Here is a 26,462-nt window from a genome sequence, read left to right as displayed (position 1 = left end):
GGGCACTCATGCATATCTCTTCCGGCCGCTGGGTCTACGGTTTCTTCCTGACCCTGCTGACTGCGCTGCTGTGGGGCATTCTGCCGATCAAACTCAAGCAAGTGCTGCAGGTGATGGACCCGATCACTGTCACCTGGTTTCGCCTGACGGTGGCCGGCGGTTGCCTGTTCGTTTACCTGGCCGCTACCCGGCGCCTGCCCAGCCGCAAGGTGCTGGGTCCCAAGGGCGGTTGGCTGGTGGCCATGGCGGTGTGCGGGCTGGTGGGCAACTACGTGTTGTACCTGGTGGGCCTCAAGTTGCTCAGCCCCGGCACTGCGCAACTGGTGGTGCAGATGGGCCCGATCTTTCTGATGATCGCCAGCGTGTTCGTGTTCAAGGAGCGCTTCAGCCTGGGCCAGGTGATAGGGCTGGTGGTGCTGATCGTCGGGTTCGGGCTGTTCTTCAACCAGCGTTTGACGGATCTGCTGACCTCCCTCGGCGCCTACACCGCCGGTGTACTCACGGTACTGCTCGCCACCTCTATCTGGGTGTTCTACGCCCTGGGCCAGAAGCAATTGCTCACGGTGTGGAATTCGTTGCAGGTGATGATGGTGATTTATCTCTGCTGCGCCGCGCTGCTGACGCCCTGGGCGCATCCGTTGGAGGCCCTGCAACTGAGTACGCTGCAGGGCTGGCTGCTGCTGGCCTGCTGCATGAATACCCTGGTGGCGTATGGCGCGTTCGCCGAAGCGCTGGCCCATTGGGAAGCCTCGCGGGTCAGCGCGACTTTGGCGCTCACGCCGTTGGTGACGTTTGTTGCCGTGGCGCTGGCGGCGTGGCTGTGGCCCGATTATGTGCAGGCCGAAGAGATCAACGCGCTCGGCTATTTCGGCGCGGTGGTGGTGGTGCTGGGCTCGGCGGCGGTCGCCCTGGCGCCGTCATTGTTCGCCGGGCTCAAGGCCCGGCGACTGCGCATGACGTCTTAATGCCCCGCCTCCAGCATGTTCTCCGGCCGCACCCACTGATCGAACTCGGCGTCGGTGAGGTAGCCCAGGTCCAGCGCCGCTTGCCTTAGCGTCACGCCTTCGGCATAGGCCTTCTTGGCGATCTGCGCCGACTTGTCATAGCCGATATGCGGGTTGAGCGCGGTCACCAGCATCAGGCCGCGCTCCAGGTGCTCGGCCATTTGCCCGGCATCCGGTTCCAGCCCGGCGATGCAGTGTTCCTGGAAGTTGTTGCAGCCATCGGCGAGCAGGCGGATCGACTCCAGCAGGTTGTGGATGATCACCGGCTTGTACACGTTCAACTGCAAATGCCCTTGGCTGGCGGCCAGGCCGATGGTCACGTCGTTGCCCAGCACCTGGCAGGCCAGCATCGACAGCGCTTCGCACTGGGTGGGGTTGACCTTGCCCGGCATGATCGAGCTGCCCGGTTCGTTGGCCGGCAGTTTCACCTCGGCCAGCCCGGCGCGTGGGCCAGAACCCAGCAGGCGCAGGTCGTTGGCGATTTTCATCAGCGCCACCGCCAGGGTCTTCAGCGCGCCGTGCAGCGTCACCAACGGCTCATGGCCGGACAGCGCGGCGAATTTATTCGGCGCGGTCACGAAGGGCAGGCCCGACAGTGCGGCCAGTTCGGACGCAATCGCCTCGCCGAAACCCTGAGGCGAATTGAGCCCGGTGCCCACCGCCGTACCGCCCTGGGCCAGCTCGCACACGGCGGGCAGGGCGCTGCGAATGGCGCGTTCGGCGTAGTCGAGCTGGGCGATGAAGGCCGAGAGTTCCTGGCCGAAGGTGATTGGCGTGGCGTCCATCATATGGGTGCGACCGGTTTTCACCAGCTTCATGTGCCGTGCTGCCAGTTCCGCCAAACCGCCGGACAGCGTGGCGATCGCCGGTAACAGACGTTGATGCACCGCCTGCACGGCCGCGATGCTCATGGCCGTGGGGAAACAGTCGTTGGAGCTCTGCGAGCGGTTTACGTGGTCGTTGGGGTGCACGGGGCTCTTGCCGCCGCGGGTCTTGCCCGACAGCTCGTTGGCGCGCCCGGCGATCACTTCGTTGGCGTTCATGTTGCTCTGGGTGCCGCTGCCGGTCTGCCAGACCACCAGGGGGAACTGATCGTCGTGCTGGCCGGCGAGTACTTCGTCGGCGGCCTGTTCGATCAGGCGGGCGACGTCGGCGGGCAGGTCGCCGTTACGGTCGTTGACCCTCGCTGCGGCTTTCTTGATCAGGGCCAGCGCATGCAGGACCGCCAGGGGCATGCGTTGCTCGCCAATCGCGAAATTGACCAGCGAGCGTTGGGTCTGCGCGCCCCAATACGCGTCCTCCGGCACCTCGACGTCGCCCAGGCTGTCGGTTTCGATACGGCTCATCGTGCATCCTCCTTAATCCAGTCGTGATCGGTCAGTTTAGGCCCTGGCCGCCGCGATGGGTTCCACAAACTTGCATTTGTGCGACCGCGCCCCGTAAAACCAGGCCTCGCAAGGGGGTGGGGTTGAGCCGCGAGGTTTTTTAGGCGCAGAATGGTCGCCCTTGGGGTTTTACCTCGCCAGCTAGAAAGGAAACTCGATGACTCGTCTTCGTGCCATCTGTACCGCGGTTGCTCTGGTTTGCGCCAGCGGCCAGGTTTTTGCCGATACCGCCAGCCACAACGCCAGTGCCGAAGCGTTCCTGACCCTGGCCCATGCTGACAAGCTGGGTACCCCGGTGTACATGCAAGTGCAGCAAATGTTCGCCCAGCGTTTCGAACAGACCAAGGCACCCGCCGCCAAGCAATCGGTGCTCGACAGCTACCAGGCCAAGGCCAACGCCGCCCTGGACCAGGCTATCGGCTGGCCGAAGCTGAAGCCGGACATGGTCAAGCTCTACACCACCAACTTCAGCGAGTCCGAGCTCAAGGACCTGGTCGCGTTCTACCAGTCGCCCCTGGGCAAGAAAGTCCTGGAAAAAATGCCCCAGCTGACCCAGCAATCGGCCCAGATGACCCAGGCCAAGCTGGAAAGCGCCGTACCGGTGGTCAACAAGCTGCTGGAAGACATGACCAACGAGCTGGCGCCAAAAGCCCCCGCTCCGGCCAAGAAGAAGTAAGCAGCAATGACCATGCAACAGCGTATCGAAACGGCGCTCGCCGCCCTGGCCCCGGACCACTTGAGCGTGCTGGACGAAAGCCATATGCACAGCCGTGGGTTGCAGACCCACTTCAAGGCCGTGCTGGTCAGCCAGCAGTTCGCAGGGCTTAACCGCGTCAAGCGCCACCAGAAGGTCTACGCCACCCTGGGTGACCTGATGAGCGAATTTCATGCGCTGGCGCTGCACACCTACACGCCCGAAGAATGGGCGACCATCGACGCAGCGCCGGCCTCGCCGACCTGCGCCGGCGGGCACGCGTAAAAAGTGGCGGGCTTCAACCGGTACTCACCGGCTGGAGCCCGCATACGCGGCTACCGCCATTCCCCGTACAGGCTCCCTAGGCTCAGGTGACCATTGTGTCATTGGGGTCATGAGTCCATGTCTGCTTCACTGCATCGCAACACCCCCTCGCTGACGGCGTTCGACTCGCGTGGTCTGACGGTCCGCACCATTGCCTATCACCGTGCCACGGCCCAGGCGGCCCCTGCGCCGCGAGTGAGTCGTCGCGTCCACAGCGCCAGCGGTCTGGTGCTGGAACAGTGGGACCCGCGCCTGCATGCCTTGCGCCAGCGCGAACCACGCACCGTGCCCAATCAGCAGTTTGTCTACAGTCTGTCCGGCACGGTGGTGCGCCGACAGGACGTCGACGCCGGCCTGCGCCTGCTGCTGTCCGCGCCTGGCGGGCAGCTGGTGCAGGCCTGGGATGGGCGCGGTGCCCATCAGCGGCATGAATACGACACGCTGCAGCGCCCGGTGGCGGTCTACGAGCAGGCCGCCTCGCAGGCGCAGCCGCGTTGCGTCGAGCGGTTGGTCTACGCGGCGCCGACGCTCGACCACCAGGCGCTCAACCGCAGCGGTCGCCTGGTGCGGCATGCCGATCCGGCCGGCACCCAGCTGTATGACGCCTATGGCATCGACGGACAAGTGCTGAGTCAGACTCGGCGCTTTCACGCGGGCGCCCTTGAGGTCGACTGGCCCCAGGCTGTCACCGAGCAGGACGCGCAGCTACAACCCGAGGCCTACACCACGCGCTGGCGATTCGACGCACTGGGCGCCACCCTGGAACAGATCGACGCCAAGGGCAACGGTCGGCAATTTCTGTATGGGGTCGATGGTCTGCTGCAAACCAGCAGCCTCAGCTTCAAGGGCGGCGCGCAAAAAGCGCTGCTGCAACGCCATGTCTACAACGCCGCCGGCCAGGTGCAATCGGCGCTGCTGGGCAACGGCGTTCAGCGCGAAGCGCACTACCGCGCCGAGAATGGTCGCCTGCAGCGGCTGACGGCGTATCGCACGGCGGCGCGGCGGACGGCCTTGCAGGACCTGCACTACGTCTACGACCCGGTGGGCAATGTGCTGGGCCTGCGTGATCAGGCGCAACCGACGCAATGGCGGCACAACACTCAAGTCGACGCGGTGAGCCGCTATACCTACGACTCGTTGTACCAGCTCACCCAAGCCACGGGCCGCGAAAGCGCGGCGGCCAGTGTCGGCCCGCGCTTGCCGCCGCGCCTGACATTCGGTGCTACCGACGACGGCTTGTGGCGCACTTACACCCAACAGTACGCCTACGATGAAGGCGGCAACCTGACGCGGTTGCGGCATACGCCATCGAGCGGTGTCGGCTATACCCGCACGTTGCAGGTGGCGGCCGACAGCAATCGCGCCGTGGCTGGCGACAGGCCCACACAGGGATTCGATGCCAACGGCAACCAGCAGGAACTGGCCCAGGGGCAGGCGATGCAGTGGAATGTGCGCAATCAGTTGGCCGGGGTCACGCAGGTAGCGCGCGAGGATGGGCCGGCCGACGACGAAGTCTACGTTTACGCCAGTGACGGCCAGCGCGCGCTCAAGCTCAGTCGACAGCAGGTCGGCGGGCAGCGCCGCACGACGCGGGTGTATTACCTGCCGGGACTGGAGATCCGCCAGAGCGCGCAGCGCCATCTGAATGTGGTGCGCCTTGAGCTGGCGCTGTGCACGGTCGAGGTTCTGCAATGGGAACACGGGCGCGAGCCGGGCGACCGTCATGAGGCGCTGCGTTTTTGCCTGGCCGACCATCAGTCCAGTCACAGCCTCGAGCTGGATGAGCAGGCACAAGTGCTCAGCCAGGAGAGCTACTTTCCCTACGGCGGCACCGCCTGGTGGGCGTCGCACAGTGCCGTCGACGTGCGCGACAGGAGCCGCCGCTATTGCGGAAAGGAGCGCGATGCCAGCGGCCTGTACTACTACGGTTTTCGCTATTACGCACCGTGGTTGCAGCGCTGGATCAACCCCGATTCGATCGCCGAGCAGGGCGGATCGAACCCCTACCGGATGGCCGCCAACAACCCGGTGACTTTGGTTGATTTCATGGGCCTGCAGCCGGCCAGCGCCGAGAGCACGCGCATCCTCGGCGGGCTTATCCTCCTCGCAGCATTTATTTTTGTGGGCCTGGGCGTCGGCGCGTTGCTGGGCAATGCCGCCACCGGTGCCGCCGTGGGTGGGCTGGTGGGCGGTGTGCTGTTTGGCACCAGCCGTTACGCTGGTTACCGGCAACTGCAACCGCAGGACCAGAACACGCAGGCGCAGGAGGCGCTGTTTGCCCAGTCGGTCGCGGAAATGGCGCTCACACTGGCGCAACAGGCCAGTTTGAGTCACGAAGAAACGGCGCGGTTGGTCAACTTCGCCTATGAGCGTCGGCACGCTGAAGAGGGTGTTTCGATCTACCTGTCAGCCCGTGAAGAACGCATCTATGGCTATGTGGGGCCGGTGGAAGAAAGCGCGCAAGCCGACAGGGCTCTGAAGGAAAGTCGCAACCCCGTCCCGGAGCTCAAGCGTATGGGCTACAGCGCCATTGTGCTGCGCGGGCCGGTCAGGGAGGCGTTGGCCGCCGGCGGTAAATCAGGCGCTGCCAGTGCCTTCGAGGTCGGCCCGACGATCCAGGCGAGCGGTGCCGGGCGCCGGATGCGCAAGCCGGGCGCGACGTTGCCCGGCGTGGCGTCGACGGCCAGCAGCGCCGGTCTGCCGATGATGCAGATCGACAGCGGCGCCGTCGCCGATGTCGACCCCGTCAGCCGCGCCGGTCGCAGCATCGCCCTCACGCTCAGCCACTTGCGCGAGCGGCGCTTTGGTGCGGTCCATTGGCACCAGCACCAGGATCGCCTGTGGTCCGCCGACCTGCACGGCTATGCCGCCGCACGGGGGCGCGGCGCTTACCGCCTGATGGTCAGCCACCTGGGCGGCAGCCGGTACCGCGTCGAAGGCGTGCGCCAGCCCCATCGGCGCTGAGCCCTGGGGGCGGGTCAACCGTCGGCGGCGGTGTCGTTTTCATCTTCGCTGACGGTGTACCAGGCCCAATAGGTGGTGCGCTTGAGCGTGCCGTCGGCGTTGAGGGTCTGCACCACGCGGCCGGCCGCGTCGTAGGTGTGCTGGTCGCACAGCCCCCCGGTGCGCAGCGACGCGTCATTGATGTAGCCGTGCCGGTCGGCGAAATAGGGCCGGTAGACGCGCATCGGCTGGCCCCGCAGGTTGTACTCCACCCGCTCGCTGACGCGCCAGCGCGGGTTGGCGTCGACCTCCCGGATGCGCTGGTTGTGCAGGATCAGCGTGCCGTCGACCGCCACGGCATAGGCCGGACCCGGTTCGGTTTTGTGCTTGCTCTGCAGTGCGCGTCCAAAGCCGTCCCAGTGACTGAGCAGCAGGCGAACCTGCCTGGCCGGATCGTCGGGGTAACGATCGGCCTGCAGCGTCAGGCAGTGCACCGGTTCGCGATGCGCCTGGCTGATCAGCCGGCTCAATAGTTGTTGATCCTGGCTGGCGGTCGACAGGCTTTTTTGCAGGCGCAGCCGCGCGGTTGCGCGGATCTGTCCGCCGGGCAACAGGTAGTGCTGGCTCACCCATTCCGGTCGCAGGTCGGCCTCGGCAAGGGTGCCCATCCAACTGAAAGGCGCGTACACCCAGGCGCTGGCGGCGTTACCCAGCGCGGCCTCGGGCGCTTCGATCACCTGCGCGATGGGCGCTGGCTGCGCGGCTTCGGCGGACGACAAGGGGGCGAAACCCGTGGCCGTGCCGGATTCGTGGCCGTAGACACTGCTGGCCAGGACCCGTCCGAACCCGTCGTAGCGCACTTCCTGCACTGTGCCGTTGGGGTCCACCCACGTGAGCGGCTGCAACAGCCGATAGTCGTAAGTGGCGCGGGTCACGCAGCTGTCGGCCTGGGTCACCTGGCGCACGTGGCAGCCGTACGCGTCGTATTCCAGCGTGGTTTCGCCCAAGGATTGGGTCAGGCGCCAGCTGCGCAGGCGGCAAAAGCGCTTGGCATTGAGGTAGCGCGCAAACCGCCTGCGCACCGACCACAGTTCCGGCGGTGCGTTTTGCTCTGCGGCATTGGCGAAGAAAAACACTGCCATGGGCTGGTAGCCAAGGTGCTGCAACTGCGCCTGACGGTCCCAGGCCGGTTGGCCCGGCAGCGTGGGAATATGCGCGTAGGCCTGCAGGGCGTCGGGGCCCAGTTCGGCGCTTTCCAGGTAATCGCTCAGGGCATGCACGGTGGCGACGCCCGCGTCCAGCGTGCGGCCCTTGCCGCCGGGTTCGCGGTAGCGCTGCACCGATAAGCCGCTCAATTGCCGAGGCGCCTGCGGCCCCAGCGGCCCGCTGTGCCGGTCGATAAACCTTTCGTAGCTGACGGTCGCGGGGGCGAGGCCCGAGGGCCATTCGCCCTTGGGCAGCGTCCAGGCATTGCTGCGCTGGCGGTAGGGCAGGCCCAGGCGCCATTGATCCGGCCGAGGGAGGTGAATCCACTGCGCCAGGGTTTCGCTCAGGTAATAGTGCTGTTGCGCCGCGTCGTGGGTCTCGCGCCACCACTGGTGTGCGTGAGCATCGCTGAGCTGCACGGGTGGGGCATCGGTGGCGGTCTTGCGCCGCGCGTGATGCAACGTGACGCTGTGCACCAGGCTGCCGTACGCATCCCAGCGCAGGTTGAGCTGGTGTTGACACACCGGGTCGTCGGGCACGCGCTCGTAGTGACAGTCCAGGGTTTCCAGCCTCAGCGGCAGCAGTCGCGCCCAGGCTTGTGCGCCATGCGCCGGGGCCAGCCGGCGCACCATGTAGCGGTGCTGCTGCACGGACAACGGCACCCCGTCGGCGGCGTCGAGGGCGAACACTTCGACCCGCAACGGCAACCCCCGAAGTGCGTAGGCGGCCTCGCGTTGTTGCTGTGGGGTGGGCGGGGTGATCAGGCTGTCGTGGTGATCGGTGGGCTGCATCGCATCGGGCGTGGTGTGCCGCCCGATCAGCGTGGGGCCTGGCGTGATGGCGTGGGGGTCGTGCTGGCTGTAATCGTCGCGCGGCATGTCGAGTGATTGGCCGGTGTGAAACCAGCGTTTGCTCAGCAGGCCGCCGGGCGCAGCGTCGCTGTCGCGTTGCAGCACCAGGCCGAAGCCGTTAAAGGCGCGTTCCTCGGGCGCGTAATACGCCTGCCGATAGCTCAGGCGCTGGGTCAGCGTGTTGCCGGTGATTTCGTCGTGCTGCACCTGCTGTTTGACCACATCGATAACGAACGGCAGCCGGCAGCGGGCGCGCAGGCCGTTAGCCTGGCGCTGATGTTTTTCATCCAGCCATTCCTGAGCGCTGCTGCGGTAGGTGAGCCGGGAGACGGTGCCGAGGTTGTTGCAGGTGTAGCGCAGCAAGCCGGGGCGGGTATCGAAAAAGTCGTAGCACCAGTGGCGCGGGCGCGGGTGCATGACACTGACTACCAGGCTGACGAAACCCTGGCCACGCAGGTCCGTCAGGCTGACCTGGCACAGGTCGTCGTGCCGTACCCCGGCCGGCCACGGCAGCACCAACGGTGTGGCGGCGAAGCCATTGCCGCGCTGGTTGAGGTAGATGCGCACCGCGTCCGGCGTCAGGTACAGCAGGTCATTGGCGCCGCCGCCGTCCAGGTCGGCGAGCAGCACATTGGCCGCCTTGAACGCGGTGTGCCGAAATGGCAACGTGGCCAGTACCCGACCCTTGCCGAAGCGCCCGCAGCCCAGGTTCGGCCAGCACTCGATCCGGTCATGGCGGATGCGCACCAGGTGCGGCTGCCCGCTGCCGAGCACATCGCTGAACCCCACCCACTCGCTGGCGCAGGGCCGCAGACTGGGCAAGTCATCACCGTCGATGGCATGCGCCAGGTCGACGCCCGCCGCGAAGCCTTTGGCTTGCCGATTGGCATACAGCCGCACACTGCGCGGGCCTACCAGGGCCAGGTCGGCCACGCCGCTGCCCAGCAGGTCGGCGAATACCGCATCGGCGTGCAACAGCTCCACCGGGATGGCGTCGAACGGCACAAACCGCGCCGAGTGCGGGCCGAGCCTGAAGAAACCGGCCATGCCCGGGCGTGCCACTACCCACTCCGGGCAGCCGTCACCGTCCACGTCCAGCAAGGCCTGGAACGTCGACTCGCCGGCCGGGTTGATGGGCAGCGCCTGGGCCGGACCATAGGTGACGGCGTCGGCATCGGCGGGGTCGTCGGCCCGCTGCGGCGCGCTGTAATACCAGGCGTGAGCGGTGCGGTACAGCATCCCCGGTACGCCTTCGCCATAGAGGTCCACCAGTTGATAACGGTGACTGTCGTTCAAACCGGGGAAATCCTCAAGCGGCCGATAGCGCGCGCTGTCCAGTTTCAGTGTGCTGCCCTGATACAGGCATTCCTGCGGCGGCAGGCAGGTGAGGTTGCCGTGGGCATCCACCGCCTGTTCGTGCACGGCCATCAGTTGGTTTACCCCGTTGCGACTGAGGTGATGCTCCAGCAGCAGACGCCGCACCAGGACCGGTTCGGGGCCCATGCCTGGCTCGTCGGGAAAGGCATGAAACATCATGACTTGCCGGCACAGGCGCAAGGTGCGCTGTTCGAACCCATAGGCATAACGGGAGAAGGGATCGGCGCGCGGCGTCCACGCGTGCAGCGGCGCGTAGCTGGGGCGCTGATCGAAGGCGTCGGTGCGCTGCCCATAGTCGAACAGCAGGTGAAAGTGCCAGGCGTGGCGGGTGAAGTCGTCGCTCTTGAGCAGGTACGGCGCTTCTTGTTCCCGGGCGGTGGCGTTGCCGTAGTAAACGCTGTGCAGGTAGCGCTGGGCGCGGCTGTCATGGGGGAAGGTGCGGCTATCGGTCTCGGCCTGGTACCGGTAGCCGATATGTTCGCCGTGGGCATTCAGGCTTTCTTCCAGCAGCCATTGCGCGACATGGTGCGGTTGCTCGGGGTCGGCGATCCGCGCGATCGGGGTCTTGCCGTACAGGTGCTGGCTGCCGTCGCTGGCCTGTACCCACCAGAAGCCGGCGCCGTCGAGGGCCGAGCACCAATGCTCGATGCGCGAGAAGTCGCTCTCCACGCGTGGGAAGTGGCGGGTCACGGTGTAGGTCGTGCCCAGTGGCACCTGGTTGAAGGTGTCGCGCTGGGTGCGCAGCGGCGTGCCATCGGCAGTGCATTCGGGCATCCATGCCTGGGCGTCCGGCCCCAGCAGCGTGTCCGCTTCGGTGTAGGTCGGCACGCCGCGACGGCTGCAGCGTGTGACGGCCGCCACGGCAACCGTCCAGCCGAAGCCGAACGCGCTGTTGCCGGCATCGCTGCGGTAGGTGAGGGCCAGGGACGGTGCGTAGCCACGGCCGGCGCTGATCGGTAACGCGATCTCGAAACATGCGGCACCGTCGGCGCCGACCGGGGCCCAGCCTTTGGCGGCGCCTTGCGGGGCGGTGGCGGTGGTCGGCGGCGCCGGCAGGGGCGATAGATCGGTAGACGGATTCATGCGTCACTCCCTGCCGGCCGAGCGGTGTAGCGCAGGTGAAAGATGATGTCGGTGATCGACGCCAGCAAGTCTTTCTGGCGCTGCGGATGGGGAAAGTCCAGGCGCCAGGACGACACCGCGCCGGTGTACTCGAAGGGCAGATAGCGCGGGTCGTTGTCGAAGGTGAGCGTGAACAGGCCGTTGTCATCCAGCCCGCGCGACAGTGCGATTTGCTGGCGCGCGCGCCATTCGGTGCGCGTGCCGCCGCCGGCAACGTTCAGCTCGTTGCGGGTCTGGGTCAGCGTGGCCTTGAGGTCCTCGAACGGCCCCAGTGTGCCGGGCAGCGACACGCTGACGTGCTTGATGCGACGCAGCACGTGGCCGGGGTAGTCCTCGTCGAACACAGCCTGGGGCAGCTCGAAACACAGGCTGCCGTGCTGCATCAGCGCGGCCTTGTGATCGTCCCAAGTCTGGCCGCTGAGAGGCGCGCCGGCCTGCGGGATGATGACCGCGCACGCGATCAGGCGATCGCGCAGCGACACGGTTTTGGTGATCTCCAGCTCGCGGGGCGTGTGTTGCAGGTAGGCCGCGTTCATGCTGATCAGGTTGAGCTTCATGGCTTCAGCGCTCAGCAGGCCTTGTGAGGCCTGCCGCCAACTGTCGCCCTGAAAGAACCGGCGGTCTTCGGCGGTTTCGTACTGCCAGCAGGCTTCGGCCGCCAGGCACAACGAGTGCGCGCTGTCATGCAGGGCGTAATAGAACGTCGCCAATTGCGAATTCAGCCACTGATACAGCTGCGCCCTGGAGACGCGCGTACTCAACAGTTGATAGGCCGACTGCGCGTGGGCCAGGGCGGTGCGGGCGCTGCGCAGTTGCAGGCGGGTGGCTTTTTCCTGCTCGGCCTGGGCCTGCAGCAGGGCGTCGATCTGCGCCAGTTCCAGGCGCGCCTGTTGGGCGGCGTGGGCCCAGTCCTCGGCACGGCGGTTGAACTGCTCGGTGCGGTCCAGGTCGTTCGCGGTGGCGCGGGCGCGGTTGGCCTCGCCTTGGGCAAAGGCCTGATAGCTGTGGAACAGACCCTCAAAGCGCATGCCGCCGAACGAGGTGCCGAAGATGTTCGGCGCGAGCATGGCCGCACCGGCGCCGACGCCGGCAATCGCCACTTTGCGCTCCCACGCGGCGCTCTCAAGATAGCGTCGGCCGGCGGCGGTTTCACCGGCGCTGCTGCCTTCGTCGAGGCGATGGGCAAGGAAGTCCAGGCGCGCCTTGACCACCGCGCGGCTGCGTTGCAGGGCGTGGGTGTTTTTCTCGTCGATCATCAGCGCCTGGGCCTGTTGGGTCACCACCAGTCGGGCCAGCTCCCAGGCATTCTGCTGCTGCACCTCCAGCAGGTGCGCCTGCTCTTTGCGTTCGATCAGGGTGAGCAATGTGCTGCCGAACTGCGCCAGGCTGTCGACCGCACTCAGGGCGTGCGCGGCCATCACCTGGAAGCGGTAATGCCCGACTTCCGGGCGCATCGGCATATACCCCTCGATGCCCACGGCGGCACCCTCGGCCCGTCGCGCGAGCAGGTCGGCGGGCGCTATCGGCGCGGCGAACAGCGGCTGGCGTAACGGCTTTGCAGTGATGTCCAGGTGATTACGCAGCCCATGCAGGCGGCTGTCCAACGTGTCCCAGCGCGCCACCTGTTGCGTGTTCAGCGGCCGGAGCAGGTAAGCGCTGTCGGTGAGCCATGTGCGCTGGCCGAACGTCCCGCACTGACGCAAGAGTGTGCGGTGCTGCTCGGGCGAGTGCTCCCGTTCGCGTATCGCCGTGGCCGGCGTGTTGGCCAGGCTAGCCAGGGTGCGCGGAGTCCAGCTGTCGGCGCGGGTCAGCGTCGGGCGCGGGCCGAGCAGGTTCTGCGCCTGGATATACCAGAGCTTGGCTTCAGCCAGGCTGTCGGGGCTCAACTGGCGATAGGCCGCGTCGCCACGGTTGATCAGGATGTCGACGTTGAGCAAGTGCAGCGCCTTGCGCAGATAGCTGGGGAAACTGAGGGCCAGGTAATGGGGACTCTGCGGATGCTGGCAGGCGTAGCTCAGTTCCATGGGGGCCGTCGCCAGGATGCGCAGTGTCCCGGTGTCCGGCCGGCGTGGGTCGAACAGCGCATGCAGCCAGCGCTCGGCCTCGGCGTATTGCTGTTGCTGGTGCAGACGCTGGGCCAGGGTCCAGGGCAAATAGATAAACAGTTCGCGCACGCAGTGGCCATGCGCGCCTTGGAAGTCGCTCGGTTGCGGCGCCGCCCCGGCAAGTCGTGCCAGGCTGCCTGCAGACAGTTGTTCAAGACCGGCGCCGGCCTGGCTGAATACGCGGCTGGCCAGCCGACTGGTGAGTGGGATCGACGGCAGAGCCGGCTTGAGGCTCGCGGAAAAGTCGATGAACTCGCTGGGTTCGCCGGTTTCCTCGTGCACGCGTTGAACACGCGGAGAATGGGCCGGGTCGTCGATACTCTGCGTCTGGCTCAGGGTGCAGGTGACGGCCTTGAGCGCATAGCCCAGCACGCGCGCGCCGTTGCCCAGGCTCTCCAGGGTGATGACGCCATGGATCAACGTGACGGCCGAGGTCGGTTGCCCGTCAGGGAGTTTTATGCGTGCCGTCGCGACATGCCCGGCGGGCAACTCCGGTGCCGAGCCCGACAGGCTTTCATGTTCGGTGTCGATAAAGTTGAGGATATGCATGGTGTTGTTGCCGACGGCCTGCGGCGTGGGCAAGTCCTTGAGCCTGGACTGCATGATCACGTGGCGATAGAGGCGGATCGGGGTGGACGCGCTGCTGTACACCAGCCTCAGGTCATTGACGAAATGCAGCTTCCTGCTGGACGAGTCGTCCCCCGGCAATAAGTAGCCGCTGTAGCGATCCAGGATCGCCAGAACGTTGTCCTGGGCATGGGCATAAAGGTGAAGAAAGGCATTTTTGTTGATGAACTTGCCTTCCAGTGAATACCTCGTGACATTCCTGTCGGCGGTTTTTTCGGCGCGCAGCGTGTCGGCCTGGCCCGACAGGGTCAACAGCATGCTGCCCTGGTCGTAGATGGCATTGGCGAAGGTCTTGCCGGTCTTGGGGTTTTTGAAAAACAGCGCGTAGTGCGTGACATCCAGTTCCGAGACGAGCCCGCTGTTCAGGACGATGGCCGAGCCACGGCTCAAGGCGACGTCTTCCCTGGCCGCGTCATGCATGGCCGACTCGGTGACCAAATGGATACTCGCCTCACCGTGCCGGGTTGTCAGGTTGATGCGATAGGTCTGCAGGAAACTCCTGGCGGTTTTCGAGCTGAAAACCAGCTCGTGGGTGATCGGGTCAACTGTCGTATGGGGGCTGTCGGCGGTCAGGATGTCCTGGCTGCGGTATTCGAAATTCCAGTCTTTCACCGGCGGCGAGGTGTCCGGGATCAGGGCCAGCACCGGCAGCGCGGGGTCCTGCGCCACGCTGGCTTTGAATTGCAGGTTGCCGTGGTTGATGTCGAAGAACAGGCCGAAATAGCGATGGGCAAAGGGCGTCAGCAAGACGCTGGAAAACACGTCGTCCTCGTCGGGGCCGCCAAGCAGCGCGGTTTGCAAGGGCGTGTTCTGCGTTGACTCGTAGGCTTCCAACAGGCGAATGGTCTCCAGCGCAACGGCCGAGCCCGGCACGATCTTGTAGCGTCCGGGGCTGCCGGCGGATGCCACGACTTTCACTCCCAGCGTTTGATCGACACTCACCGCCTGGAAGAACTCTCCCGGCTGTTCGCTGCCATGGTTGAGGGTGTTGGCGCGTATGCCGAGGAACAGGCTATGGGGCGTGCGGCCGTCGACCACCGCGATGGTCTGCGTGATGCCGGTGAGCTGCGCGCGGGTCAGCGCGTTGACGCCGCGGGTGACGCAATGCTCCTCCAATGCCGTGTGCGGCACGCTCCAGCTGCCATCGAGCTTCTGATAGGAAAAGCACAGGCGAAACTTCACGAACCGGCTGTTGAGCCATTCGGTCTGGCGCTGTTGTTGCTCTTCATCGTCATCCTCGCCATTGCCGTTTCCCGTTACCTGCGCGGCGTGGTAGGGCGCCGGCTTGATGCTCTCGGCCCACGCGATAAACAGCCGGTTGTTGAACCGCACCGGGCGAATGCTGTGGGCGGGGGTGTCGGCGCAAAAAGCCAGGTTGATCGGCTTCCAGTCAGTCCAGGCCAGCGGCGCCGGTGTGTCGGGGCGGGCGCTGGAGCGCTTGGACAGGTCGAGCGAACGCCAGTAGTAAAGGTTGTCGCTGGCGGATTTGCCGACGAAGTAATAGGTGGTGGTATCCAACTGCCGCACATCGCCGTCGATGTAGCCATTGAGCGTGTGCAGGGTGGCGATGGCTTCGAACCGCGACAGGTAGCCTTGCACGGCGTTGTGCACCGTGGCCGGCTGCAGGCGGTGCTGGTTGAGGTCGGCTTCCAGTTGTTCGAAGCTGGCGCTCTTGTCTTCGCGCAGCGCCGGGTCGAGGAAGTTGTGCGGTTGATAGCGCAACTGCTGGGTGGCGCGCCACAACGGGTAAGTGCGCAGGCTGTCGTGCCAGGCCTGGCTTTCATCCGCTGACGGGCCCTGGGTTTCGTAGCCGGGTTCCAGGCCGCCGTGGATACGGTTGATGTAATGCTGCAGGCTGGTTATCGCACTGGCCACCGGGCTGCTGGGCACGGCCTGGCTGACTTGTACGTCCAGCAGCCAGTAGTCGTACAGGTCGTTGGGGGTGCGCAGCGCGGCTTTCAATGGCGCGCTGACGCAGTGCGCCAGGTAGAAGCCCAGCATGGCATCGCGGTGGGCTTGGTTGAGGGTGCTGTCGAGGGTCTCTGACATCGTCATTCCTTGAGTCCTGGGTGGGTGCGGCCGTCAGTGACGCGCGGCGATAACCGCTTCGCCCACCGCTTTCCATTGGTTGAAATCGCTGGTACTGGTCAGCTCGCTCGCGTCCAGCAGGGTCTGGCTGGACAGGCGGGTAACCGCGCACGCCTGTCGGCAGCGCATCACCCAGTCCAATTGGTCCATGGCCGTCACGCGGCCGGCGGGCAGGGTGTCGGTGAGCACCCGCAGCTCCGTTTCGCTCCAGCCCAGCCAGTGACTGAGCCGCTCGTCGGCGGCTTGAGCGTCGTGGTGGTTGGCGGCCTGGAAGAACGCCAGCAGGCGCTCCTGGGTCAGGCCGCAGGTATCGCAGCAGTCTTTGAAGCGCTGCAGCAGATAGAGCGTGCCCAGGTTCAGTTCCAGCGGCGTCGAGGGCGTCAGGTGGCTGTCCAGCCAATGCGGGTTAAGCAACCACTGCCGCAGGCTCGCGCCGTTCACCGGCAGCGCCAGCAGCGTGGTGATATCCGGGGCCAGCAGGATCAGGTGCTTGAGCACAACCGGCTGTTTCAGCGTGTTGAGGTGTTGGTTGTAGTACAGCGTCAGCTCGCGGCTATAAGGGGCTGGCACCGGGTTGTCCAACAGCCGTTGAATGCACAGGCGCAGGCTTTGGTCGGCGAGACGTTGCAGCCACGGCACCAGGATTTCCCTGGCTTGGCGTTTCAATGCGGCGTCCTCGGCCGGCGTGCGGCTCAGGGTCAGGGCGTCGATCGCGTGGGCCAGCGCAAGCGTCGGCTGCCAGGGTTGGGAAAGGTCCGGCGCCGGGCCGAGCGCCTGGGCCAGCACCCCGGCCCATTCGATGGCGGCCAGGTTGTCCGCGACGCCAGGTTGCGGCAGCGACAACGCCGCCAGTTGGCGGGTGGACGGCAGCTCGTAAGGCGGGCGCTGCAGCAACTCGACCCAACGTGCCAGGGCCGGGTTATCGGTGTCCGCCTCCAGCAGCAGGCGCTGGCGCAGTTGGGGCACGCTGGTGTGACTGTCGTTGAGCCAGGTGACGGCCCAGTCCAGTTGCATCAGCACATCGAGGAAATCCGCCGCGCCGTGGCCTTCGACGTGCAGGGTGGGGCGCGTGAGGGTGGTCCAGGTTGAGGGGCCCAGCAGGTCGGCCAATTGTTTGCAGTGCCACACCGACAGGCCGAAGGTGCGCGCGATATGCGCCTGCCGGTACAGCGCGGTATAGGTCGCCAGGTTGCGCAGCACTGGAGTCGGACTGGCGTCGATCAGCAGTTGCAGCGCCTGGGGGGTGTCGTTCAGTTGCAGCGCGGCGCACAGCTGTTGTCGGGTGGCTGCGTCGAAGGGTTGCTCGTCCAATGCCAGGGCGTGCGCGCCCACCGTGGTGCGGTTGAACACCTGGTCGAACAACGGCTGGGCCGGGGCGCTGGCCTGCAGCGGCAGGCGGTCCAGCCACGCACCGAATTCCAGCGGCGTCAGCGTGTAGCGTCGCGCCAGGTAGCGATACACCCCGAGGGCGCGCAGGGTGGCGTGGCGGATGCGCAGTTGGGTGTTGGCCGGCTGTTCACACGCCATGGCACTGACGAGCAAGGTGTCGAGTTCGGCAAACGGCAGGTCGAACCCTTGTTGCAGGCGGATCATGCGCTGCAGGCGGTCGAAGTGTTCGTCTGAAGCGTTGAGCAACTGCGCGGCGTTGCCCGTCAACGTCAGCGGCCGTTGGCCGCCACCGTTGATATAGCGCGCGCCGTAAGTGGGCAGCGACCCGTGCCGGGCCGAGGGCGAGGCATATGGGGCGAAGCGTTCCTGTGCCAGCAGCGCCTGCAGCCGGGCGGTGTCCATTGCGGTGGCGTCGAGCAGCGCCTGCAGAGTCGGCGGCGGGCCTGCCTGTCGGGTGACCGGGTCCAGCGCCTGGCCGAAACAGGTTTCAAACAACGTGCTGCCGCCCATCGGTGGCTGCAGCAGGAGCGTGTGTTGACCGGGGTTCAGTTCGTTCATCAGGCAGTGCACATCGGCGTTGCGCGCGCGCACCGTGGCGTAACCTGCAATGCCGGCGGCGTCGAAGGGCAGGCGCCGGCTGATCCGGTAGTTCAATTCGCCAAGGCTATACCCGGTGCCCGCCAGCCCCAGGCGAACCTGGGCGTGGTGATGGTGATACGGCAGCGCCAGCGGATAGTGCCGGGTGCTGAGCAGGCGATTGAGGTGTTGGCCGGGATGATGAAGCGTGATCTGCCGGCGCAGCAGCTCATCGACCAACGTGAGCAAGGGCCGTTCGGTAAAGGTGCTGTCGTGGTCGATCAGCAGGGTTTCCAGGTCCGGGCGCCGCTGGCCCAGGGGGATTTTGTCCTGGGTGCCCGTGCCGTTTTTCTCAAGTTGCAGGGCGAATAGAAACAGCGTGCGCAGGTAGGCCACCGGCGAGTCGAGCGCGGCTAGGGCGTCGGGGGCGCAGGCGTTGGCCCAGTCTGTCTCAGGCTGGCCGGTAATGCCGGACGCCAGCGCGCGTTTGTCGCGTGCCGGGGCTGACACTGAATGGTCCGGCTGCAGGTCGTGCAGCCATTGCAGCTGAGTGGCGTAGGCCAGCGCGGTGTCGTAGGCCTGGGCGCCATCGTCATCGTTGCAGCGGCCCAGTCGGCCGATGAAGTCGGCGCGGGGCAGACGCACAATGTCAAAGACGCTGGTGATGCCGAGTTGATGCAGGGCCGTGCAGAAGTCGACCTTTCCCTCGCCGGGAGGGACGGGCCGTTCTACCAGTCTGGCCAGTAGCGGACTGCTTGAAGTGAGCATGAAGACGGTCTTCCAGTGCGCCCACAGGTGGATCCAATGGGCAACGCCAGACGCTATCACGCAGGTTTCGGTGCCGAGGTCGGCCAATGCCGCGCGGGTGTCGAGGAAATATCGGCGACTGAGTGTCGATGCGGCGTCGCCAGGGTTTTGCTAGAATGCGCGCCGCGCGCCCCGGCCCGCTTTTTTATGTATCCGGTTCACCCTTTACGAGGGTAGCCACCTGGAGAAAACACCCATGACTCAACCGATTGTCGTGGCGGCACTGTATAAGTTCGTCACCCTCGAAGATTACGTCGCCCTGCGCGAGCCCCTGCTGCAGGCAATGGTCGACAACGGCATCAAAGGCACCCTGCTGATCGCCGAAGAAGGCATCAACGGCACCGTGTCCGGCAGTCGCGAAGGCATCGACGGCCTGATCGCCTGGCTGAAGACCGACCCGCGCATGGTCGACCTCGACCACAAAGAGTCGTACTGCGACGAGCAGCCGTTCTACCGCACCAAGGTCAAGCTCAAGAAAGAAATCGTGACCCTGGGCGTCGAAGGCGTCGACCCTAACAAGCAGGTCGGCACCTATGTCGATCCTAAGGACTGGAACGCGTTGATCAGCGATCCGGACGTGCTGTTGATCGACACCCGCAACGACTATGAAGTGTCCATCGGCACCTTCGAAGGCGCGATCGACCCGAAGACCACCAGCTTTCGCGAGTTTCCCGACTACATCAAAGCCCACTTCGACCCGGCCAAGCATAAGAAGGTCGCGATGTTCTGCACCGGCGGCATTCGCTGCGAGAAGGCTTCAAGCTTCATGCTCAGCGAAGGCTTCGATGAGGTGTATCACCTCAGGGGCGGCATCCTCAAATACCTCGAAGAGGTGCCCCAGGCAGAAACCAAATGGCAGGGCGACTGCTTTGTGTTCGACAACCGCGTGACCGTGCGCCACGACTTGAGCGAAGGCGACTACGATCAATGTCATGCCTGCCGCACACCGGTGAGCGTGGAAGACCGTGCATCCGAACACTATGTGGCCGGCATCAGTTGCCCGCATTGCTGGGATAAGCTGCCGGAGAAAACCCGTCGCAGCGCCATCGACCGGCAAAAGCAGATTGAATTGGCCAAGGCCCGCAATATGCCGCACCCGATTGGCTACAACTACAAGCAAACCCCTTCCGAGGCCTGAGCCATGTCCGCGCGCCTGCTCTATGTAATGGACCCGATGTGTTCCTGGTGCTGGGGCTTTGCCCCGGTGGCGCAGGCACTGGTAGAGCAGGCCCAGGCGGCCGGCGTCGACGTGCACCTGGTGGTGGGCGGCCTGCGCACCGGCAGTGGTGCGGCGCTGGAGCCGACCACGCGGCGCTATATCCTTGAACATTGGCAGGCGGTCACCGAGGCCACCGGGCAGCCGTTCAAGCGCGAAGGGGCGTTGCCCGACGGTTTTGTGTATGACACCGAGCCTGCGTGCCGTGCCATCGTTACCGCCCGCAGCCTGGCGCCGGATTGCGCGTGGACATTGCTGGGGCTGATCCAGCGGGCCTTTTATGTCCAGGGGCGCGACGTGACCCTGGCCAAGGTGCTGGTGGAACTGGCCGAACAAGCCGGCATCCCGCGAATCGAGTTTGCCGGCGAGTTCGACCGTGCCGAGCAGCATGCCGCCACGGCCGCCGATTTCACCTGGGTGCAGGATCTGGGCATCGCCGGGTTCCCGACGCTGCTGGCCGAGCGCGACGGCCAGCTGGCGCTGTTGACCAATGGCTACCAGCCGCTGTCCGAGTTGTCGCCGTTACTGGGTCGATGGCTGGAGCGAGCAGCCTGTGCATGATCAACCCGATAAAGAACCCGGCAAGCGCACCGATCGACTGACCTGGGCGGAAATTCGCCGCCTGGCCCTGCGTCACAGGAAATCCCTATGGATCGCCAATGGCGTCGCCGTGCTGGCGACCCTGTGCAGCGTGCCCATTCCTTTGCTGTTGCCGTTGCTGGTGGACGAAGTGCTGCTGGGCCGTGGCGACGCCGCGCTCAAGGTGATGAACCACGCGCTGCCTCTGGGTTGGCAGAAAGCCGCCGGCTATATCGGCCTGATGCTGCTGGTGACCCTGTTGCTGCGCTGCGGCGCGCTGCTGTTCAACGTGGTGCAGGCGCGGCTGTTCGCCCGGTTGGCCAAGGACATCGTGTACCGCATCCGCGTGCGTCTGATCGAGCGGCTCAAGCGCATCTCCCTGGGTGAATACGAAAGCCTGGGCAGCGGCACGGTGACCACGCACCTGGTCACCGACCTGGATACGCTGGACAAATTCGTCGGTGAAACCCTCAGCCGCTTTCTGGTGGCGATGCTGACGCTGTTCGGCACCTCGGCGATCCTGGTGTGGATGCATTGGCAACTGGCGTTGCTGATCCTGTTGTTCAACCCGCTGGTGATCTACGCCACGGTGCAATTGGGCAAGCGCGTCAAACACCTCAAGAAGCTGGAAAATGACAGCACCTCGCGCTTTACCCAGGCGCTGACCGAAACCCTGGACGCCATCCAGGAAGTGCGCGCCGGCAACCGCCAGGGCTTCTTCCTCGGCCGGCTCGGCCAGCGCGCCCAGGAAGTGCGTGACTACGCGATCCATTCGCAGTGGAAAACCGACGCGTCCAGCCGTGCCAGCGGGCTGCTGTTCCAGTTCGGTATCGACATCTTCCGCGCGGCGGCGATGCTCACCGTGCTGTTTTCCGACCTTTCCATCGGCCAGATGCTCGCGGTGTTCAGCTACCTGTGGTTCATGATCGGCCCGGTGGAACAGTTGCTGAACCTGCAATACGCCTATTACGCGGCGGGCGGTGCGCTGACGCGGATCAACGAACTGCTGGCGCGCGCCGATGAGCCGCAATACCCCGGCGGTGAAGATCCGTTCAGCGGGCACGATACCGTCGGCATCGACGTGCGCGGGCTGGATTTCGGCTACGGCGAAGACCTGGTGCTCGACCAGTTGAACCTGAGCATCGCTCCCGGTGAGAAAGTCGCGATTGTCGGCGCCAGCGGTGGCGGCAAAAGTACCCTGGTGCAATTGCTCCTGGGGCTTTATACGCCCCAGGCCGGCAGCATCCGTTTTGGTGGCGCCACCCAGCAGGCGATTGGCCTGGAGATGATTCGCGAGCATGTCGCGGTGGTGCTGCAGCACCCGGCGCTGTTCAACGACACGGTACGCGCCAACCTGACCATGGGCCGTGATCGCAGCGACCAGGCCTGCTGGCAGGCGCTGGAAATCGCCCAATTGGACGCCACCGTCAAGGCTTTGCCTCTGGGCCTGGACAGCGTGGTGGGGCGTTCCGGTGTACGGTTTTCCGGCGGCCAGCGCCAGCGCCTGGCGATTGCGCGGATGGTGCTGGCCGAGCCGAAAGTGGTGATCCTCGATGAGGCCACCTCGGCCCTGGACGCCGCCACCGAGTACAACCTGCACCAGGCGCTGGCGCGGTTTCTCAGCGGTCGTACTACACTGATCATCGCTCACCGTCTGTCGGCGGTAAAACAGGCGGACCGCGTATTAGTGTTTGATGGCGGGCATATTGCCGAAGATGGCGACCACCAGCAGCTGATCGCCGATGGCGGCCTATACGCCAAGCTTTATGGACACTTGCAACAAGTGCGTTGATTCAGCTTAGGCTGTGCGACATGAAAGTGGTTTTTAGCGTGCGTAGTCAGTGGTGCATATGCAAGGGACTTCATGAAGCGAAAGCGGACTCTCGGAACGCCTCGGCTGTTGGGCATTGTGTGGCCCTTTATCGCGGTTGTGCTGTTCCAGGCACTGCTGGGCTGCGTCAGCCTGTACATGCTTTCGGCGGTGCGCGGTTATGTGGGCGGCGAAAGCCTGTGGTCCAAAGGCCAGAAGGATGCCATCTATTATCTGACGCTGTACGCCGATAACCGCGACGAAAGCACCTACCTCAAATACCAGCAGGCCATTGCGGTGCCCCAGGGCGGCCACGAGCTGCGCATCGCCCTGGATCGTCCCACGCCCGACCTGAACGCCGCGCGCCTGGGCATCCTCAAGGGCGGCAATCACCCGGACGACGTCTCCAGCCTGATCTGGCTGTACCTGAACTTTCGCCATTTCAGCTACCTGGAAAAGGCCATCGAGCTATGGACGGTGGGCGATGGCTACCTGGTCCAGCTGGACAACCTGGCCCGCGAGATGCACGCCGCGATCAGTGCCGACCGGGTCAACGCCAACGATGTGCGTCAATGGAAGGCGCATATCATCGCGATCAACGACGGTGTGACGCCGGCCGCCAAAGCCTTCAGCGACGCCTTGGGCGAAGGTTCGCGGGTGATCCTGCGGCTGTTACTGATCACCAACCTGGCCACCGCCCTGGGGTTGATCGTGCTGGCGCTGTTGCGCACCCATAAGTTGCTGGCCCAGCGTCATGCCTTTGCCAATGCTTTGCAGGTAGAGAAGGAGCGGGCGCAGATCACTCTGGAGTCGATTGGCGACGGTGTGATTACGACCAATGTCGATGGCGCCATTACTTACATGAACCCGGCGGCCGAGGCGCTCACCCATTGGAAGTCGAGCCAGGCCCAGGGCCTGCCCCTGGCGGCGCTGTTCAACCTGCTGGATGACAATGCCCAGCCCGATGCCTTTACCCTGATCGAGCACATCGTCAAGGGCCAGCTCAGGGGCGGCAGCGAGCATGCCAAGACCATCCAGCGCCTGGATGGCAGCACGGTGTCGGTCACCCTGGTGGGCGCGCCCATCCGCAGCGGCGGCCAGGTCAGCGGCGCGGTGCTGGTGTTGCATGATATGACCCAGGAGCGTCAATACATTGCCAACCTGTCATGGCAGGCAACCCACGACGCCCTGACCGGCCTGGCCAACCGCCGCGAATTCGAATTCCGCCTGGAGCAGGTGCTGCATCCTGCGGCCAGTCAGCCAGGCGCGCGGCACGCGTTGATGTTTCTGGACCTGGACCAGTTCAAGCTGGTCAACGATACCTGTGGCCATGCGGCGGGCGATGAACTGTTGCGGCATATCTGCGCGTTGTTGCAGTCGGACCTGCGTGAAGGCGATACCCTGGCCCGCCTGGGCGGCGATGAGTTCGGCATTTTGTTGGAAAACTGCCCGGCGCACGCGGCGGAAAAAATCGCCGAGAGCCTGCGCCATACCGTGCAGAGCCTGCATTTTGTGTGGAAGGGCCGGCCGTTCGTGACCACCGTGAGCATCGGCCTGGTGCATATCGCCCATACCCCGACCAGCCTGGAAGCGTCGCTGCGCGCCGCGGACATGGCGTGCTACATGGCCAAGGAAAAGGGCCGCAACCGCGTGCAGGTGTATCACCCCGACGATTCCGAGCTGTCCATGCGTTTTGGCGAGATGGCCTGGGTGCAGCGCCTGCACATGGCGCTGGAAGAAAACCGCTTCTGCCTGTATGCCCAGGAAATCGCGGCCCTCGGCCCCACCGAGGGTGGCAGCGGGCACATCGAAATCCTGTTGCGCCTGCACGACGAAGCCGGCCGCATCATCCTGCCCGACAGTTTTATCCCGGCGGCCGAGCGTTATGGCCTGATGACATCCCTGGATCGTTGGGTGGTCGAGAACGTGTTCAAGATCATAGCCCGTTGCCAGCAGGAGCGTCCGGGCCGTTCTATGGCCATGTGTGCGATTAATCTGTCAGGCATCACCATCGGAGATGATGACTTTTTAGGATTTTTACATGAGAAATTCGAGACTTATCGCATTGCGCCGGAAATGATTTGTTTTGAAATAACCGAGACCAGCGCTATCGCCAATTTGGGCAGCGCCATTCGTTTTATTAATGAACTCAAAGCGTTAGGTTGCCACTTTTCGCTGGACGATTTTTGCGCCGGAATGTCCTCGTTCGCGTATCTGAAACATTTACCTGTAGACTTCCTGAAGATCGATGGAAGTTTCGTAAAGGATATGCTGGACGACCCGATTAACCGCGCCATGGTCGAAGTGATCAACCACATCGGCCACGTCATGGGTAAGCGCACAATTGCCGAGTTTGTTGAAACACCGCAGATCGAACAGGCACTGCTCGACATAGGTGTGGATTACGCTCAGGGCTACCTGATCGAACAGCCGCAATTGTTTACCTTTGACAGCCTGCAGTGTCGACCCGAGCGGCCGCAGCCTTTGTTGCTCAAGGCGCCCGGCACATTCCGCTGAAACAACCGCCGGTCTGTAAATCACACTTAAAAAGGAGCCTTATAGTGATCGACACATTCAACAGAACCGGCCCGCTGATGGAAGCCTCAAGTTACCCCGCCTGGGCACAGCAACTGATCCAGGACTGTAGCGAGAGCAAGCGCCGGGTGGTCGAACACGAACTGTACCAGCGCATGCGCGATAACACGCTGAGCGCACGTACCCTGCGCCACTACCTCATCGGTGGCTGGCCTGTGGTGGAACAGTTTGCCTTATACATGGCACAGAACCTCACCAAGACCAAGTTTGCCCGCCATCCTGGGGAGGATATGGCGCGCCGGTGGCTGATGCGCAATATTCGCGTGGAACTCAACCACGCCGATTATTGGGTGAATTGGGCCGCGGCCCATGGCGTCAGCCTGGAAGAGCTGCAGGCCCAGAACGTACCGCCTGAGTTGCACGCGTTGAGTCATTGGTGCTGGCACACCAGTTCGGCCGACTCGCTGATCGTGGCCATTGCCGCCACCAACTACGCGATCGAGGGCGCGACCGGGGAGTGGTCGGCCGTGGTGTGTTCCACCGGCGTGTACGCGGCGGCCTTCCCCGAGGAGGAGCGCAAGCGGGCGATGAAGTGGTTGAAGATGCACGCCCAGTACGACGATGCGCACCCATGGGAAGCCCTGGAAATCATCTGCACCCTGGCCGGGATGAACCCCAGCAAGGCTCTGCAGGTGGAGCTGCGCCAGGCCGTGTGCAAAAGCTACGACTATATGTACCTGTTCCTGGAAAGCTGCATGCGTCTGGAAAAAGACAAGCCTGCCGGCATCGCGAGCGCCACCGTGCGCGAGCGCCCGGCACGCGTCGCCAGCGAGGCCTGACAGGATGCGATGGCGGGGTGCCTACCCCGCCATTGCGAGGCGGTTGCGGCCTTCGCGCTTGGCCACATACAGGGCGTTGTCGGCCCGGCGCAGCACGCTTTCGACCGACTCGGCGGCCAGCAAAGTCGAACAACCCAGGCTTACCGTCAATTCGATCCGTTTGCCGTCCGCCCAATAGTCCTGGGCCTGCACTGCCTTGCGCAGGCGTTCACCGACCATTGCCGCCGCTTCCCGGCTGGTGTTGGACAGCAGGATCAGAAACTCTTCCCCGCCGAAGCGAAATACCATGTCCACATTGCGCAATTGCGCTTTGATGGTCGCCGCGACGCTGCGCAGCACGTCATCGCCGGCGGCGTGGCCGTGGGTGTCGTTGATCGTCTTGAAATGATCGATATCCAGCATCAGCAAGGACAGCGGGCTCATATGCCGACGGGCCATGTCGATTTCTCGTTGCAGCGTCTGGTCCATGGCGATGCGGTTGCCGGTCTCGGTCAGCGGATCACGCAGGGCACTGCGGGTCGCCGCACGGTAGAGCAGGGCGTTGCGCATCGGGTAGAGCAGGGTGGCCAGCAGCGATTCGAGCTGGCCCAGCTCTTCCTCTGTCAGGCGCTGGTTGCGCCGAAAGATCAATTCGCCGAGGTGTTCACCTTCGTGGCTCAGGCTGTAGCTCACGGAGTGGTGGCCGCGCTGGCCGAATTCCAGGCGCAGGTCGCTGGTTTCGTGACGGTAATGCAGGGCGTCCAGCGGAACCAGGCGTTGCACCTCACGAAAGAACACGCCGAGGATGCGCTCGGGTTCCAGGCTGGTCTGCAGCTGCAGGGTCAGTTGCTGGCGCAGTTGAGTAATGGTCGTAGGGCGTCGAGGCGGCAGAGACGGCTGGCCGAAACCCAGACGTTGCAATTTGGCGCGGTCGAAATCAATTGCGTTGGTCTGGGTAGGAGCTTTCATAAGCGTAGGGCCTCTAAGTGTCTTACAGGCCCGATGA

The 26,462-nt window shown here is 64.6% G+C and carries 14 protein-coding genes; 9 read left to right on the top strand and 5 right to left on the bottom strand.

Annotated features, from left to right (window positions below):
* Positions 1-8: 8 nt before the first annotated feature.
* Entirely contained in the window at positions 9-965 is a 957-nt protein-coding gene (locus PSH94_RS17215; RefSeq protein WP_305435456.1) for a DMT family transporter, read from the top strand.
* Here PSH94_RS17215 and PSH94_RS17210 read toward each other — a convergent pair.
* Complete coding sequence (locus tag PSH94_RS17210; protein WP_181075665.1) at positions 962-2,350, bottom strand: class II fumarate hydratase; 1,389 nt, start codon at positions 2,348-2,350, stop codon at positions 962-964. The two genes, PSH94_RS17215 and PSH94_RS17210, sit on opposite strands and share 4 nt — an antisense overlap.
* 196 nt (positions 2,351-2,546) lie before the next feature.
* On the opposite strand from PSH94_RS17210, the gene PSH94_RS17205 reads away from it, so the two are divergent.
* From PSH94_RS17205 to PSH94_RS17195, 3 genes are all read left to right on the top strand, one after another.
* Positions 2,547-3,065 carry a DUF2059 domain-containing protein gene (locus tag PSH94_RS17205; RefSeq protein ID WP_181075663.1) on the top strand — a complete coding sequence of 173 codons (519 nt, stop codon included), beginning with the start codon at positions 2,547-2,549 and terminating at the stop codon, positions 3,063-3,065.
* A 6-nt stretch (positions 3,066-3,071) separates the two neighbouring features.
* Complete coding sequence (locus PSH94_RS17200) at positions 3,072-3,368, top strand: BolA family transcriptional regulator (RefSeq protein WP_034099304.1); 297 nt, start codon at positions 3,072-3,074, stop codon at positions 3,366-3,368.
* Between the two features lie 117 nt (positions 3,369-3,485).
* Positions 3,486-6,371 (top strand): RHS repeat-associated core domain-containing protein, encoded by a 2,886-nt coding sequence (locus PSH94_RS17195; RefSeq protein ID WP_305435453.1) that lies wholly within the window; start codon positions 3,486-3,488, stop codon positions 6,369-6,371.
* Between the two features lie 14 nt (positions 6,372-6,385).
* Here the strand turns inward: PSH94_RS17195 and PSH94_RS17190 are convergent, their stop codons facing one another.
* The 3 genes from PSH94_RS17190 to PSH94_RS17180 are packed head-to-tail and all read right to left on the bottom strand — an operon-like array spanning position 6,386 to position 18,459.
* On the bottom strand, positions 6,386-10,867 hold the full coding sequence (locus tag PSH94_RS17190; RefSeq protein ID WP_305435451.1) for a SpvB/TcaC N-terminal domain-containing protein: 4,482 nt from the start codon (positions 10,865-10,867) through the stop codon (positions 6,386-6,388).
* Entirely contained in the window at positions 10,864-15,693 is a 4,830-nt protein-coding gene (locus tag PSH94_RS17185) for a neuraminidase-like domain-containing protein (RefSeq protein ID WP_305435450.1), read from the bottom strand. The genes PSH94_RS17190 and PSH94_RS17185 overlap by 4 nt, the downstream gene beginning before the upstream one ends.
* A 27-nt stretch (positions 15,694-15,720) precedes the next feature.
* Positions 15,721-18,459, bottom strand: a complete 2,739-nt coding sequence (locus PSH94_RS17180) for a Tc toxin subunit A (protein WP_305435448.1) — start codon at positions 18,457-18,459, stop codon at positions 15,721-15,723.
* 235 nt (positions 18,460-18,694) lie between these two features.
* Between PSH94_RS17180 and PSH94_RS17175 the strand changes: the two genes are divergently transcribed.
* The 5 genes from PSH94_RS17175 (at position 18,695) to PSH94_RS17155 (ending at position 25,477) form a co-directional block, all read left to right on the top strand.
* Positions 18,695-19,636: a rhodanese-related sulfurtransferase gene (locus PSH94_RS17175; protein WP_305435446.1), complete on the top strand. Its 942-nt coding sequence runs from the start codon at positions 18,695-18,697 to the stop codon at positions 19,634-19,636.
* A gap of 3 nt (positions 19,637-19,639) precedes the next feature.
* The gene (locus tag PSH94_RS17170) at positions 19,640-20,275 is read left to right on the top strand and encodes a DsbA family protein (protein WP_181075651.1); all 636 of its coding nucleotides are present in this window, start codon (positions 19,640-19,642) and stop codon (positions 20,273-20,275) included.
* Complete coding sequence (locus PSH94_RS17165; RefSeq protein WP_253508658.1) at positions 20,268-22,085, top strand: ABC transporter ATP-binding protein; 1,818 nt, start codon at positions 20,268-20,270, stop codon at positions 22,083-22,085. The genes PSH94_RS17170 and PSH94_RS17165 overlap by 8 nt, the downstream gene beginning before the upstream one ends.
* Before the next feature lie 72 nt (positions 22,086-22,157).
* The gene (locus tag PSH94_RS17160; protein WP_285427919.1) at positions 22,158-24,620 is read left to right on the top strand and encodes an EAL domain-containing protein; all 2,463 of its coding nucleotides are present in this window, start codon (positions 22,158-22,160) and stop codon (positions 24,618-24,620) included.
* Positions 24,621-24,697: 77 nt separating this feature from the next.
* The gene (locus PSH94_RS17155) at positions 24,698-25,477 is read left to right on the top strand and encodes a TenA family transcriptional regulator (RefSeq protein ID WP_219855123.1); all 780 of its coding nucleotides are present in this window, start codon (positions 24,698-24,700) and stop codon (positions 25,475-25,477) included.
* Positions 25,478-25,498: 21 nt separating this feature from the next.
* On the opposite strand, the gene PSH94_RS17150 is transcribed toward PSH94_RS17155, so the two are convergent.
* On the bottom strand, positions 25,499-26,425 hold the full coding sequence (locus tag PSH94_RS17150) for a GGDEF domain-containing protein (RefSeq protein WP_181075644.1): 927 nt from the start codon (positions 26,423-26,425) through the stop codon (positions 25,499-25,501).
* Positions 26,426-26,462 lie beyond the last annotated feature (37 nt).

The organism is Pseudomonas sp. FP2254 (assembly GCF_030687695.1).
In the GTDB taxonomy this organism is placed as follows: domain Bacteria; phylum Pseudomonadota; class Gammaproteobacteria; order Pseudomonadales; family Pseudomonadaceae; genus Aquipseudomonas; species Aquipseudomonas quebecensis.
Note: the sequence above shows the minus strand (reverse complement) of the source record. Positions and strands in the feature narration are given on the sequence as shown.

Excerpts from the sequence above, each read along its gene's own strand:
- PSH94_RS17160 (WP_285427919.1), top strand. The coding sequence starts at position 22,158 with ATGAAGCGAAAGCGGACTCTCGGAACGCCTCGGCTGTTGGGCATTGTG.
- PSH94_RS17155 (WP_219855123.1), top strand. The coding sequence starts at position 24,698 with ATGGAAGCCTCAAGTTACCCCGCCTGGGCACAGCAACTGATCCAGGAC.
- PSH94_RS17175 (WP_305435446.1), top strand. The coding sequence starts at position 18,695 with ATGACTCAACCGATTGTCGTGGCGGCACTGTATAAGTTCGTCACCCTC.
- PSH94_RS17210 (WP_181075665.1), bottom strand. The coding sequence starts at position 2,350 with ATGAGCCGTATCGAAACCGACAGCCTGGGCGACGTCGAGGTGCCGGAG.
- PSH94_RS17195 (WP_305435453.1), top strand. The coding sequence starts at position 3,486 with ATGTCTGCTTCACTGCATCGCAACACCCCCTCGCTGACGGCGTTCGAC.
- PSH94_RS17150 (WP_181075644.1), bottom strand. The coding sequence starts at position 26,425 with ATGAAAGCTCCTACCCAGACCAACGCAATTGATTTCGACCGCGCCAAA.
- PSH94_RS17185 (WP_305435450.1), bottom strand. The coding sequence starts at position 15,693 with ATGACGATGTCAGAGACCCTCGACAGCACCCTCAACCAAGCCCACCGC.
- PSH94_RS17170 (WP_181075651.1), top strand. The coding sequence starts at position 19,640 with ATGTCCGCGCGCCTGCTCTATGTAATGGACCCGATGTGTTCCTGGTGC.
- PSH94_RS17200 (WP_034099304.1), top strand. The coding sequence starts at position 3,072 with ATGACCATGCAACAGCGTATCGAAACGGCGCTCGCCGCCCTGGCCCCG.
- PSH94_RS17190 (WP_305435451.1), bottom strand. The coding sequence starts at position 10,867 with ATGAATCCGTCTACCGATCTATCGCCCCTGCCGGCGCCGCCGACCACC.
- PSH94_RS17205 (WP_181075663.1), top strand. The coding sequence starts at position 2,547 with ATGACTCGTCTTCGTGCCATCTGTACCGCGGTTGCTCTGGTTTGCGCC.
- PSH94_RS17215 (WP_305435456.1), top strand. The coding sequence starts at position 9 with ATGCATATCTCTTCCGGCCGCTGGGTCTACGGTTTCTTCCTGACCCTG.
- PSH94_RS17180 (WP_305435448.1), bottom strand. The coding sequence starts at position 18,459 with ATGCTCACTTCAAGCAGTCCGCTACTGGCCAGACTGGTAGAACGGCCC.